General features: G+C 52.4%; 16 protein-coding genes. 14 read left to right on the forward strand and 2 right to left on the reverse strand.

The features are described from left to right. The first annotated feature begins 6 nt into the window (after window positions 1-6). The 3 genes from IT084_RS01200 (at window position 7) to IT084_RS01210 (ending at window position 1,156) form a co-directional block, all read left to right on the forward strand. A complete protein-coding gene (locus IT084_RS01200; RefSeq protein WP_243276636.1) occupies window positions 7-378 on the forward strand; it encodes a GNVR domain-containing protein in 372 nt (123 codons plus the stop codon). A gap of 275 nt (window positions 379-653) precedes the next feature. Then, window positions 654-764 (forward strand): HEPN domain-containing protein, encoded by a 111-nt coding sequence (locus tag IT084_RS18075; protein WP_243276638.1) that lies wholly within the window; start codon window positions 654-656, stop codon window positions 762-764. A 68-nt stretch (window positions 765-832) separates the two neighbouring features. Next, complete coding sequence (locus IT084_RS01210; protein WP_195710352.1) at window positions 833-1,156, forward strand: nucleotidyltransferase domain-containing protein; 324 nt, start codon at window positions 833-835, stop codon at window positions 1,154-1,156. Window positions 1,157-1,206: 50 nt separating this feature from the next. On the opposite strand, the gene IT084_RS01215 is transcribed toward IT084_RS01210, so the two are convergent. Then, window positions 1,207-1,614, reverse strand: coding sequence for a type VII toxin-antitoxin system MntA family adenylyltransferase antitoxin (locus IT084_RS01215; RefSeq protein WP_195710354.1), 408 nt, complete (start codon window positions 1,612-1,614; stop codon window positions 1,207-1,209). Window positions 1,615-1,972: 358 nt separating this feature from the next. On the opposite strand from IT084_RS01215, the gene IT084_RS01220 reads away from it, so the two are divergent. The 5 genes from IT084_RS01220 to IT084_RS18080 all read left to right on the forward strand — a co-directional run bounded on the left by IT084_RS01220 (window position 1,973) and on the right by IT084_RS18080 (window position 4,590). Beyond that, a complete protein-coding gene (locus IT084_RS01220; RefSeq protein ID WP_195710357.1) occupies window positions 1,973-2,338 on the forward strand; it encodes a nucleotidyltransferase family protein in 366 nt (121 codons plus the stop codon). After that, window positions 2,335-2,811: a hypothetical protein gene (locus tag IT084_RS01225; protein ID WP_195710359.1), complete on the forward strand. Its 477-nt coding sequence runs from the start codon at window positions 2,335-2,337 to the stop codon at window positions 2,809-2,811. Before IT084_RS01220 ends, IT084_RS01225 begins: the two co-directional genes overlap by 4 nt. 263 nt (window positions 2,812-3,074) lie before the next feature. Then, complete coding sequence (locus IT084_RS01230; protein ID WP_195710361.1) at window positions 3,075-3,353, forward strand: AbrB/MazE/SpoVT family DNA-binding domain-containing protein; 279 nt, start codon at window positions 3,075-3,077, stop codon at window positions 3,351-3,353. Between the two features lie 237 nt (window positions 3,354-3,590). Beyond that, a complete protein-coding gene (locus tag IT084_RS01235; protein ID WP_195710363.1) occupies window positions 3,591-3,785 on the forward strand; it encodes a hypothetical protein in 195 nt (64 codons plus the stop codon). 49 nt (window positions 3,786-3,834) lie between these two features. Next, a complete protein-coding gene (locus IT084_RS18080; RefSeq protein WP_207744357.1) occupies window positions 3,835-4,590 on the forward strand; it encodes a Fic family protein in 756 nt (251 codons plus the stop codon). Between the two features lie 58 nt (window positions 4,591-4,648). Here the strand turns inward: IT084_RS18080 and IT084_RS01245 are convergent, their stop codons facing one another. Beyond that, on the reverse strand, window positions 4,649-4,798 hold the full coding sequence (locus tag IT084_RS01245; RefSeq protein WP_195710367.1) for a hypothetical protein: 150 nt from the start codon (window positions 4,796-4,798) through the stop codon (window positions 4,649-4,651). Between the two features lie 373 nt (window positions 4,799-5,171). Between IT084_RS01245 and IT084_RS01250 the strand changes: the two genes are divergently transcribed. The 6 genes from IT084_RS01250 to IT084_RS01275 all read left to right on the forward strand — a co-directional run bounded on the left by IT084_RS01250 (window position 5,172) and on the right by IT084_RS01275 (window position 12,974). After that, window positions 5,172-7,103 (forward strand): FAD-dependent oxidoreductase, encoded by a 1,932-nt coding sequence (locus tag IT084_RS01250; protein WP_195710369.1) that lies wholly within the window; start codon window positions 5,172-5,174, stop codon window positions 7,101-7,103. A gap of 17 nt (window positions 7,104-7,120) precedes the next feature. Then, complete coding sequence (locus IT084_RS01255) at window positions 7,121-7,564, forward strand: hypothetical protein (RefSeq protein WP_313885402.1); 444 nt, start codon at window positions 7,121-7,123, stop codon at window positions 7,562-7,564. Window positions 7,565-7,619: 55 nt separating this feature from the next. Continuing rightward, window positions 7,620-9,557, forward strand: coding sequence for a DUF5693 family protein (locus IT084_RS01260; protein ID WP_195710373.1), 1,938 nt, complete (start codon window positions 7,620-7,622; stop codon window positions 9,555-9,557). Between the two features lie 103 nt (window positions 9,558-9,660). Beyond that, window positions 9,661-10,743, forward strand: a complete 1,083-nt coding sequence (locus IT084_RS01265) for a stalk domain-containing protein (RefSeq protein ID WP_195710375.1) — start codon at window positions 9,661-9,663, stop codon at window positions 10,741-10,743. Between the two features lie 101 nt (window positions 10,744-10,844). Further along, entirely contained in the window at window positions 10,845-11,594 is a 750-nt protein-coding gene (locus tag IT084_RS01270; protein WP_195710377.1) for a WecB/TagA/CpsF family glycosyltransferase, read from the forward strand. Between the two features lie 102 nt (window positions 11,595-11,696). Continuing rightward, window positions 11,697-12,974, forward strand: a complete 1,278-nt coding sequence (locus tag IT084_RS01275) for an LCP family protein (protein WP_195710379.1) — start codon at window positions 11,697-11,699, stop codon at window positions 12,972-12,974. The last annotated feature ends 47 nt before the right edge of the window (window positions 12,975-13,021 follow it).

Raw genomic sequence — 13,021 nt, forward strand, 5'->3', positions numbered from 1 at the left:
CTTGTTTTGCCGAACAGTCATGCATCAAATACCCCCAAACTGTTGGGCACAACCGAAGTAAAGGAACGCGGCGGCCAGGTAATACTTATTCCCGAAGTGAATCCAATGTATGAAAAACTGTCCGCCAGGTGGGATGAAATCAATAGTACGGTGACCCAGTTAAAGGCCGATAAGGAGTATCTGGAAGAGGGCTTAAAAACAGGCGGCAAGGGGTTATTTATCATATTGCAGAACGCGCCCCTGCCCGAAGAGCCGGTCAGCCCCCGCAAAATGCTGAACATGGCCGTGGCCGGCGTGCTGGGCCTGATGGTCAGCGTGTTCCTGGTGTTTTTCCTGGAATTCTGGCGCAAATCGGCACCAGATATAAAAAATAGTTAATTTAAGTTAATATCAAAGTTAAATTAATAAGTTGCGAGGGCCTGTTTCCTTCGGGTGCCAAACATGAACAGTATTCAGTTGCTATAATCAACAAGTATTTGACGTAAAAAACTAACCGAATCAAAATTTTCCTATATGTATGGGTCTGACCCTTGGCCCTTTAAACCGTCTCCGTTGTCGCACTTGATTCCGAATGGAAATCAACAGTTGTTTATTTCCTTCATTTAAGTTGGTATAATCCTGGTATGGAAGGTTCAAGGAAGAGGGAAATATTAATGAGGGCACAGACTTCCGTATGGATAGGAATAGCCGAGGACGACCTGGAAGCCGCAGAACACTGCTACGAGGGAAAAAGATACCTTTGGGCCATGTTCATGTGTCAGTAAGCGGAATTGGAAGCAAAATGTACACCAGAGCATACAAAGAACATTTTGCAACGTTCAAAGGAGACAAAATGGCTAAAAAGCATGTTGAAGTAATCGTGAAGGAATTTATCAAGGCTGTAAAAGAAAGAAATATCCGAGTGGAAAAAGCCATCCTGTTTGGTTCCTACGCCAAAGGAAATGCAGTCGAAACCAGTGATATTGACGTGGCCGTCATTTCCCCGGACTTTGGCCAGGACTATGTGGAAGAAGCTGTGCTGTTGAAAGAAATCAGCGAGAACATTGATTTGGACATTTCCCCAAGACCTTATTCATTGGAAGAATACAAAAAGGTTAACAGTGGCCAGTTTCTTTACGATGAGATTATCAGTAAGGGTAAGCCCATCAATGCTTAATGATATTACTGTGACACAGCTGCGACACGGGGACGGTTCAACCATATGTGTTACCCCTTGAATTTTTGTAATATATTCTTGTTCCTGACCGTATACAGGGGGAGCATGTCAAAATACTGCCTGCGTGAATTAACCTCAAAGTTAATTCTGGCCAACCGGTTATTTTCGACCAGTAGTTTCCCCGTTTTCAGTATTTGGTGCTGTAATACCAGGGGAGCTTCCAAAATATCCACTACGTCCACCGGTCGACCAATTATGTCTTCAAGTTCCATACTTGCTGTCAAAACAATATCAAACCGCTTTATCTTGCTTTTTATTTTTGTTTCAAATAATACGGCAATATCAATGTCACTCTTGGGTCGCATCAGATTTTTAGCTGCGGAACCAAAAAGGTAAACAGCTGAAATTTGACTGTTGCCGGAAAAGTAATGTGCGATTTTTTCTGCGATGGCATCCATAATACTTCACCCTCATTAACATATTGGGGATGGTCAGTTGATATGAATATTTTTGCCATCATTATACCATAATCCTGGATACCATTTTTATAGGTATTTTTTTATCATATCCCGGCAGAAGACACCCACTTCTAAAGTGGGTGATGAATGCCGGCACTACCCGAGAACACGTGTTCCCACAACTAACATAGTGGGGTGTATCAAACACGATGCTGGTAACGGGGGTTAATCGCCCCCGCCAGCTCGATTGCTGTTAAGGAGAAAATATTGACGGTTAAACAGTGTTGATAATAAAATGAAATAAACCAGGAAACTCTTGGATAAGCCAACGAAATACTTAAAAGGAAGTGCCGCGAATATGCTGACGCCCGAACAGTTTTCCAAATACCGGGACGGTTGGCGGGAATATAAAAAACAAAAGGAACAACAACTGGCCCGGCGATACAGGCAAGCCACGGACCGGGTCAGACGGGCGGCCGTCCACCTGAAACAAAACTATGGTTGTAAAGTTATTCTCTTTGGCTCACTGCTCCGGGAAGAAAGGTTTATGGAACATTCAGACATTGATATTGCTGTTTCCGGCTTGAATAACCAGGCAAATTTCTGGAAGCTGTATTCCGAAGTGATGGATATTCTGGCGCCCTTTGACTTCGACCTGGTGGAACTGGAGAAGATCGATCCGGAAGTGCGGGAATACATCCTGAAAGAAGGAATGGAATTGTGACACCCAACCTGATTTTGCTGGAGGTCCGGGTACGCAAGGAACTTTTAAACCTGGAGAAACTGGTGGAAGAACTGAAAACAATAACCAGGATGCGTGAACTCAAGGTTCACAGTGTACGGGTAAGGGCGTGCGCTTCTATCTTACATGACTTTTATTCCGGAATTGAAAAAATATTTGTCAACATAGCTCGGGAAATTGACCAAACGGTGCCCAAAAGCGAAGGTTGGCACAGGCAACTCCTGGAACAAATGACCCTGGACATACCGGTTAAAAGACCTGCGGTTATAGATCCTGAATTGGCGGCGCAAATTCAGCAATATCTGAGCTTCAGACATCGCTTTCGCAACCTTTATGGGTACGAGCTGGAATGGGGCAAGATGGAAGAACTGATCAATAATATGGAATCTACTTTAAAACGATTGAAGGACAGCATGGAAAGATTCCTGGAAGTGCTGGCTCAAATTGCGGAATAGCGGCGGGAATCTCATTTGCGACACGGGGACGGTTCCATAATCTTCAGATATGCGGTGCCCCAAATGTATGGCGGCGGCGTTTCCTCCTCGGGCAAGTTGAAGTAGTTCCGCCAAAGGGATGCAGTTTTCCTGGAAATTTTACGGCTGCTTTTGATTACTTGGATCAATTGCTCATCCCGGTAGGATGCCCTTAGCCATTTTATGGTGTCATCGGAAATTGACAGGTGCCTGGCACCGGGACTGCATTACCAAGGGGTGTTGTTGTGGAAAGAGTTAAAGTTACTTCCAAAGGTCAGATAACTTTACCCAAAAAATTAAGGGATAAATTAAAAATAAAAGAAGGGGATTACCTGGAAACCTTTTTAAGAGGAAATGAATTAGTTTTTAAAACCATACCTGCCAATACGGGAAAAGAGGCTTTACTGAACTACAGTAAAAAACATTCTGCCGGACGCGCCAAGCCGGAAGATGCGAGACAGATTTTAAAAAAGCTACCTTTTTCAATCTCTAAGAGGATACGCACCGAGCGGGAGGAAATTTAAACCGTGACAGAAGGATATTTTCTTGATACCAGCGCCCTGTTTAAACGTTATGTACAGGAAGAGGGCTCTATCTTTGCCTGAAAAACCGGTATTTGTTTGCTCTGATCTAAAGCTTTTGCGTTTAGCAAAAGAATATGGGTTAATCGTTCTTAATCCCCAGGCTTAAACACTGGTAAACCCGGCAAAATATTGGAATGCAGTGTGACACGGGAATGGTTTTATCCTGAAACCGGGGGAATGGAAGATGCGCAAAGTATTCGAACAACCGGCTTTATCCGCTATCGTTATGCTATGTTTCTTGACCGGTATGGGCGGTCCGGGGATGCCGAATCTATTCTGAATGAATTGTTGGCACACGAGGAAGATTTGGATTACGAAACGTACCTCGCAGTGCAAGATGCCTTGGGTGCCCGGGTGCCCGGCACTTCCTGACCTCGTCATTGAAAGTGCGGGAATACATCCTGAAAGAAGGAATGGAATTGTGACACACGGTCCCCAAAAGCGAAGGGATTTCAGTGAAATAGACCAACTCAAAAAAAAGCTTGACAGTTATCGCCCCTTTCCACCGGCGGTGGCGGCCAAATTGAGAGAATATTATGTTGTAGAGTGGACGCATAATTCCACAGCCATTGAGGGCAATACTTTAAGCTTAAGGGAAACGCAGATGGTATTGGAAGGAATAACGGTAGGCGGTAAAACTTTGCGCGAACATTTGGAAATTATCGACCATAAAGATGCCATAGAATATATCGAGGATTATATCCATGAAAAAATTCCCTTAACGGAAACGTTTATTCGAAATATTCATCATATGGTTTTAAAAAGTACATTTCCCGGCGAAGCGGGAAAGTACCGTGAAAAAAACATAATTATTACCGGAAGTAAACACAAGCCTCCCGAGGCCATAGAAGTGCCTGCCCTGATGAGGGAAATGGTGGATAAATACAATGCTGATTGGCAGGCGGAACACCCGTTAAAAGCGGCTGCAATGTTGCACTGGCGCACCACCTTTATCCACCCGTTCATTGACGGCAATGGCCGGGTCGCCAGACTTTTAATGAATTTTTCCCTAATGCAGAAAGGCTACCCACCGGTTATTTTCAAAAAAGAGGACCGGTTGAGGTACTTGGAAGCGCTGGAGGAAGCCTCCAAGGAAGGAAAATTGGATAGCTTCCTGGAGCTAACCTTGCAATCCGCTATGGATTCCATTGAAATATACTTGAGATGCCTGGGATGAATGCAGCATCTATTTTATAAACAATTTGCTCTGTTGCCAAGATTCAAGTGCTTCTGTATTAAGCGACGGGGAACATTTTTCCAGTGTTGCCCGTCTTTTTATTTATAAGGCCGGTTGTTTTGGCTGCGGTGCTGGTTTTCGGGTGGGTGTTTTTTATCCTTTTTTCATGGTCGTTGCTGCCGGTGACCAGTATTGGTTCAGGTTTCATTGTGATACTCCCAGGTGCCAGGCACCCGGAAAAATTACCCAGGTGCCTGGCACCCTAAAACCCTAAAAAAGGATTTGGGGCTGTTATGTCGAAATTAGCATAATAATAAAGAATTTGCCAAGGGAGTGTGAATTTTCATGAAAGTAGGGGGGTGGCGAAATCGACAGCGATGACGAAAGCATCTACCTGGAGGAAGGTTCCAGCTAGCGCAATTACGACCTGAGCAAGGACGTGTATGTCCACAGTGCCTACGGCTTGACCACCTCCATTGATCAACTTAATAGGGGCGACAAAGTAAAATTATACATGCTTTGGGATGCGGTTTACGAAATAGTTAAAGAGTGATTAAAATTCAGGCCGGAGAGTGACGGGGTTGAACTGGCGCAAACTGCTTTGCATAATCGTATTTGTGCTCCTGGCAGCCGGGCCGGTGGTTCTGGCCGCGCCCGGCTGTGGTTTATCCAACCCGCTTGACGACCGGGTTGACAATATTGAACAAAAAGAGGATATAGAGAACGCCCGGGTTGTCGAATACGACCTGGTGGTGGTGGGCAGCGACCCGGAGGGGATTGCCGCCGCCGTTTCCGGGGCCAGGAACAACCTGGACACGCTGCTGGTGGATACCAGGCCCGGGGTGGGCGGGCTGATGACCCGGGGCTGGCTGAACAGCATCGATATGAATTACGGCCCGGGCAATAAAATTTTGAACGAGGGCATTTTCCTGGAATTTTACCGGCGGGTGGGCGGCGACTCGTTTGACGTCGACTATGCCCAAAAAGTTTTCAACGAGATGATCGACAAAGAATCAAAGTTGACCCGGTTATTGTCCGTTAAGAAAATAGAACCTCTGGTGGAGGAAAATGGGGAGGCCAAAAAGCTGCTGGGCGTGCGGGTGACCACCTGCGGGGGAAGGACGGTGGATATCCTGGCCCGGGCGGTGATTGACGCCACCCAGGATGCGGACCTTGCCGCCGCGGCGGGGGTGCCGTACAGTTTCGGGCACGAGGAAATCGGCCGGCCCGGCGACTTGATGGCGGCCACCCTGGTGTTCAGGTTGAAAAATGTTTCCGGCCTGGATTGGGCGGTGATGCAGTTTTACCTGATTTACAAGGACAATAACCCCCTGAGCGGGAGCAACTTCCGGAGCGCCTGGGGGTTTGCCGAAATCACCAGGAACTACCGGCCCGCCAGCCCCCGCATCGGGTTGCGCGGCTTGAATATCGGCCGGCAGCTGGACAAAAGTGTGCTGATCAACGCGCTGCACATTTTTGAAGTGAACCCGCTGGATCCGGAATCCCGCCAGAGGGCGAGGATGGATGCCATTGCGGAACTACCGCGGCTGGTCCAGTTCTTAAAGGAAAACGTCCCCGGGTTGAAAAACGCCGAACTGGCGGGGTACGCCCCCGAGCTGTACATCCGGGAGTCCCGCCATATCAAGGCGGAATACTGCCTGACCATAGATGATGTGCTGGAAAACAGGGATTTTTACGACCGGGTGGCCTTTGGCTCCTACCCGGTGGACATCCAGCCCACCCGGCCGGGGCAACCCGGCGTTGTGGTGGGCAATCCCCGCCAGTATGCCGTGCCGTTCCGCAGCCTGGTGCCGCTGCGGGTGGACAATTTGCTGGTGGTGGGGCGCAGCGCGGGTTATGACTGCCTGGCCCACGGCAGCGCCCGCACCATTCCCGTGGGCATGGCCGAGGGCCAGGCCGCCGGGGCGGCGGCCGCCCTGGCGATCAAGGAGAGAAAAACTTTTCGCCAGATGGCCCGTTCCCCGGGGGATATGCAGCGCCTGCAGGAACTGCTCAACCGCCAGGGGATGAAACTGGCGCCCTTTAATATCAGCAACCCCATCACGCAACACCCCGATTACGAGGGGCTCAAGTTCATACGCCGCCTGGGCCGGGCCGTAGGGGGCTATTATAACCATTACGGGCTGGACGATGAAATGCCCGATTCCAGGTTTATTTACTGCTTGTCCGCGGCTGTCAAGCAGACCGGCGCCAGGGTCAAGGCCCACCCTTATCTCAGCACCGAGACCAACAGCCTGACCATCAACGACGTGGCTTACATGTTCTGCCGCTACCTGGGGCGTGAAATGGGCAAGCAGGAGGCCTTTGACTACCTTTCAAGCCTTGGATTCTGGGACGAAAAGCTCCTGGAGCGGGTTCGGAAGAACAACAACGTGATCAAGGTCGGGGTGGGTTATACCCTGATCAGGCATTTTATCGAGTGGGTGGAAGATTACGACAGCGCGGTTCGGGACGGTGCCGGGCAGGATACGGCTGCGGCAATGTCGAATTAAAGTTCGGAGGTGTGGTAGTGAAAAAATATATTGCTGTACTGGGTTTAACCGGGCTGCTGGCGGGAGCGGCGCTGGGCTTTGCCGGCCTGGCTACCGCCGCCAGGGAAGACGAAACCCCCGGGTCTGTAAATGACCCCCTGGTAACCAAAAGTTTTGTGGAAGAATACGTGCGTGAATATTTTAACCAGGCCGGGTCCCCGGCGGGACCGGCGTCCCGGGGGTGGGCCCTGTCCGAACTGGAGCCGGGGGAGGAATTTACCGGCAATGCCGGCATGGAATTGATCGTTCGCAGCGGCAGGGCGGTGGTGGTGGACCCCACCGGCAGCGGTATTTCTGACCTGACCGACGGTAAAAACGTGCTGGCGGGCCAGGTGGCGCAAAACAACCACCTGCTGCTGATCCCCAGGGCTGACGGCCGGGGCGTCAAGGCGGAAAAGCCCACCGTGATCATGTACCGTTAGGTGACTGGTGCTTAGTCCATGATTGCAGCAATATTTTAAGCTGGGGGTTTTACCAGTGAACGTGAAAAAGTGGAAATTGGCACTGATTGGAATAATTATTGTTTCCCTGGTTGCCGCCGGCTGGCTGGCCCGGGCGAGGTATGGCCTGGAGCGGCAACACCGCAGCGTGGCGCTGGCCGTTGTGTATGACGAGGTGGCTTCCCTGGCCCGGATGAACGGCACCAGCACCGTGGATGTGCTGAGCCGGTTCCGGGAGAGGGGCGTCGGGGCCGTGCTGGTCAAGGAGCCCACGTTGAAGGACGCGGAACTGGGCGGGGAGTTTTCCGTTTTCACCGGCCGGGAATTGCTGCTGGGCAATCCGCAAATGCCCCGGGGGTTTTACGACAACTTGCGGGGGCAGGTGCAGCCCGGCTTCCTGTACCTGGTCACACCGGCCGAGAATTCCTACCGGCGGGCCGAAGGGCAACTGCGGGCCAAGGGGGTCCGGGTGAGGACCTGGGAACAGCCCGGCCTGTATATCATTGAAGCGGGCTACAACAACCAGAAACTATATGAACAGATCGGCCTGGGCATTCCGGATGAGGCCGTGGAGGATATCAGGGCGGCCGGCCTGAAAACCCTGGTGCAACTGCGCAGTTGGGATCAGGTTACCCCCGGGGGGCTGGAATATGTTTTGGGGCAGGTGGGGCGGATTCCCAACCTGGCCGGGGTGGCGTTCAACGACCCCAAACTGCCGGGAGCGCCCGACCGGATCAGGTCGCTGGCCTACGAGCTGGACAAGCTGGACGTGCCCGTAATCCAAATTGAATTTTCCCCCCAGGAAGGATTTTCCCGGCTGGGTTTGTTGCTGGATAAACATATTGTCAGGTTGCACACTATTTCCCTGGAAGAGGACGCCAAAAAGGATTACAGTATATCGGCCATGGTGGACCGGTTCACTCTTGCGGCCACCGAGCGCAACATCAGGGTGCTGCTGCTGCACAGTTACATGAAGACGGAGGTGCCCGGCGCGCTGCAGATGAACTTGCAGCTGGCCGGCGAGCTATCGACCAGGTTGAGCGCCGAGGGCATGCAGGTGGGGGATGCATCGGTTTTGCAGCCCCTGACCGTTTCCCGCTGGCTGCTGTTTGTAACCGGCCTGGGCGTGATTGCCGGGGGGATGTTGCTGACCCTGGCCATGGGCTGGAACAGGGCAACGCCGGGCCTGGGCTTGACCGGCCTGCTGCTTTGGACGGGGCTGCTGGCGGTGGACCCGGCTGCGGCCCGTAAATTGATGGCCTTTGCCGCGGTGGTTATTTTTCCCACCCTGTCCCTGGCTATTAATGTGAAGCGGGGAGGTTCTCCCGTAGGCGGGAGTATCCTCCTGCTGCTGCGCACGTCGCTGTATACTTTTGCTGGGGCGCTTTTAATGGTGGGGCTGCTGGCCGACGCGGGGTTCATGCTCAAGCTGGACCAGTTTACGGGGGTGAAGCTGGCGCACGTGGCGCCCCTGCTCCTGGTCGCCCTGATCTTTTTCTTCCGGGGGGATGAAGAGGGGCGCGGCTGGCAGCGGCAGCTGCAGCGGTTTTTGGACCAGCCCATAGCGGTGAAATTCGCCGTGGTGGGGGCGATCCTGCTGGTGGCGCTGCTGGTGTATGTTTCCCGGACGGGCAATGAATCAGCGGCCATATCCCCGCTGGAGCTGAAGTTCCGCACCCTGCTGGACAACCTGCTGGGCGTGCGCCCCCGCACCAAGGAATTCCTGCTGGGGCACCCGCTGTTGCTGCTTTTGTTCTACCTGGGGTACCGGAACAACAATTACATGCCCCTGCTGCTGATCGGGGCCATCGGCCAGGTTTCCCTGGTGAATACTTACGCCCACATTCACACGCCGCTGCTGGTATCCCTGACCCGGAGCTTCCACGGGCTCTGGCTGGGCATCGCCGGCGGCCTGGTACTGATCGCGCTGTGGAATATTGGCGAGCGGCTGGCGCAAAAGTATTATTATCAATAATTTTCAACGGGCACCGGAAAGTTATTTTTGAACATGCCGCAAGGAACAACTTGCCAGCTTATTTCGTCAAAATACCAGGTAATTAATTGAAAAACTAACGGAGGTGTCTAAAATTTTCAAGAAAAAGCTTATTGTGTTACTTGCGGCGCTGGTTTTTGCCCTGGGATTGTCCGGTGTGGCTGAAGCTACTATAGCCACCAAACAGGTTAAAGTGAACTATGCCGGTATCAAGCTTTACGTGGACGGGAAAGCCGTCAATATAAATCCATCGGAAGAGCCCTTTGCCATTAACGGGGTCACTTACGTGCCGCTGCGGCTGGTGGGTGAAGCATTGAACTGCTACGTGAACTGGCAGGGGACAACCAAAACCATCAATATTTCCAGTAAAACCACTACGGAAGTAAATAGCCTGAAGACGCAGGTCAGCCAGAAGGACAAGGAAATTGGGGACCTGAAAAAGAAAATTGCCGAACTGGAGCAACAGCTGGAGCAGGCCAGAACGGAAGGGCAGGATTTAAGCGACCTGGAAGACGACCTGCTGGGTGATTACGATGAACTGGGTGACGTGTCCATCGACGGGATTAAGCTTGACGGCGACAAAGACGAGGTGGACGTGGAAATCGAGGTTGACTTGGATGAATATGAATCGGAATGGGATGATTTAACCGACCGGGAGATTGAAGACTGGCTGGAAGACCTGGTCGGAGATATTCAGGATAAGCTTTCCGAAGATACGGAAGTGAACGGAACCATAATCAACACCGGCAATGACGACGTGCTGGTTGAGTTTTACAAGGACGGGGAAGACGACCTCGACGTTGATTTTGAGGACGATGATTACCGTAACGGCGGCCTGGATACCGGCGACGTGGAGGACGACCTGCTGGGCGACAGTTACGATGTGGGCGACGTCGAATTTTCAGTGTATTATGTGGACTACGATGAAGATGATGATGAAATAGTTGTATACCTGGAAGCAGCTGACAACGATGCCTCAAGTAAGTGGGATGATATGAGCCAAAGCGTTATTGAAAGCGACGTTGAAAGTATTTGCGAGGATATAGCCGAAATTTTTGAAGACGATGCCGGCGCCGACCCGGAGGTAGTCGATATTTATTTCTATGATGAATCCTCTGATTTACTGGATAGTTTCACCTATGACGTGGACAGCGGAACGCTGGATTAATTCACGGGATTAAGTATTACCATGTTTTTCGGGTTTTTTCAAAAATTTACTACAGGTAAGTTCCAGAAAACGGAGAAATACATATACCAGGTGATTATGTAATGAGAGTGGAACTTTTTGGCGCCCCGGTGGACCGCCTGACCATGGAGCAGGCCGAGGAAAGGGTTGCGGAACTGGTTCGTGGCGGGCGATCCTGCCGGGTCATTACTTTAAACCCGGAATTTTTGTACCGGGCGGTCAGCGCGGAACCTTTATTGCTGGAACTGGTGCGCAGGGCGGACCTGGTTACCGCCGATGGTGAAGGTATTGTATGGGCCGGCCGGGTTGCCGGCACGCCGTTCCCGGAAAGGGTTACCGGCATCGACCTGATGCTGCGCCTGGTGCGGCGGGCGGCCGCCGAGGGCTGGAGGGTGTACCTTCTGGGTTCCGCCCCGGGGGTGGCCGGTGAGGCGGCGGCCAACCTGCAGCGCAAGTATCCGGGGTTGCAGGTGGCCGGGACCCACCACGGCTACTTCAAGCCGGACGAGGAGGAACTGGTTGTCCGGCAGGTCAAGCAGGCGGCGCCGCAGCTTTTGTTTGTGGCTCTGGGCGCTCCCAGGCAGGAACTCTGGATCGACCGCCATGTTGACCGGATCGGGCCGGTGGTGGCCATGGGCGTGGGCGGCAGTTTCGACGTTGTCGCCGGCCGCGTGGCCAGGGCGCCCCGCTGGATGCAGCGGATGAAAATCGAGTGGCTGGGCCGGCTCATCCGGGAACCGTCCCGCTGGCGGCGCATGCTGGTGCTGCCCAAATTTGCCTGGCTGGTGCTGAAAACCTATGGATTTGGTAAGCGACGGCAAAGATTTGGTTGAAGGTTTGTCCCCGAAGGTGTATTATGTTCTCTAAGGGTTGTTGATGGCACTGAAGCGGAACAGTTTACGGCACGACGGCAAAGGAGGTGCCGCAGGCGAGAAATGCGTAGAAAAAGAAGACTAAAAAGCAAGTTGAGATTTTTTGTGTTTCTTTTGCTGCTGGCGGGCTTATTTTCCGGTGGTTTTGTGGCGGCCAACAATTACTTGTGGCCCTGGCTTACAGGTAATAATCTTGTCTCTAAAAATGATGGTCGGGATGAAATGAATTTGGCCAGGCTGGACGGCCTCAACGTGCTGATGATGGGCGTGGACGAGCGGCAAAATGACAAAAGCCTTCGCACCGATACCATGATTTTGGCCAACATCAATAATAAAGACAACCGGATTTCGTTGCTTTCCATCCCCCGGGACACCAAGGTGAACCTGCCCGGCCACGGGGTGAACAAGATCAACGCGGCCAACCTGTTCGGCGGCCCGGAAATGGCCATGGACGTTGTCTCGGAACTTACCGGGATGCCGGTGGATTATTATATCATTACTAATTTTAACGGTTTTAAAGGCATAGTGGACGCCCTGGGCGGCGTCACCGTGGATGTTGAAAAGGATATGCGCTACCACGAGCGGGCTTATGGCGGCGCTTATAATATTGATTTGCAAAAAGGCGTGCAGCGTTTGAACGGCGACCAGGCCCTGATGTACGCCCGTTACCGTTACGACGAACTGGGGGACATTACCCGCACCCAGCGCCAGCTGAAGCTGCTCACCGCCATCGGGGAGGAGGTCATGAAACCCGGCACCATCACCAAGCTGCCCAGGCTGATCCCCGAGATATATAAAAACGTGGAAACCAATATGGGGTTGAAGCAAATGGTGGCGATGGCCAGGGCGGCCAGGAATATAGATAACGTGCAGATAGTGACCCAGACACTGCCGGGCTGGTTCCTTAACGAAAACGGCGTCAGTTACTGGTACGTGGACCCGGAAGAGGCAAAACAAGTGGCCGCCGCCCTCTTTGAGGAGGGCAAGGTTGTGGAAGTGGTGCAGGGGGAAATTACAAGAGATAACAATAGCGCCGGCGGCAAGCAGGTCGCCCTGGAGCAATCCCGCCCGGCGTCCCGGCCCGCCGGCGATAGCGATTCCGCCGGGACCGGGAACCCGGCCCCCCCGGAAACGGCTGAACCGGCACCCGGCCCGGAAAGTCCGGCTTCCGGTAGTGAGGGGGCAAATTCGAGCGGGTCCGGTAGCAATCAGGGCCCGGATACCGGTTCGGACACTTCCGGTACGACATCCCAACCGCAGGTGCCCCGGGACAACAACGCGCTGCCCGAAACAGGAACACCCCCTTCCAGCGGTCACGTGCAGATTATCATTAATCCTTAATCATTAAACAAATGGCAATACCCTACCAAACGGGTATTGCTTTTTTT

It is taken from the genome of Desulfallas sp. Bu1-1 (assembly GCF_015594625.1).
In the GTDB taxonomy this organism is placed as follows: domain Bacteria; phylum Bacillota; class Desulfotomaculia; order Desulfotomaculales; family Desulfallaceae; genus JADNRQ01.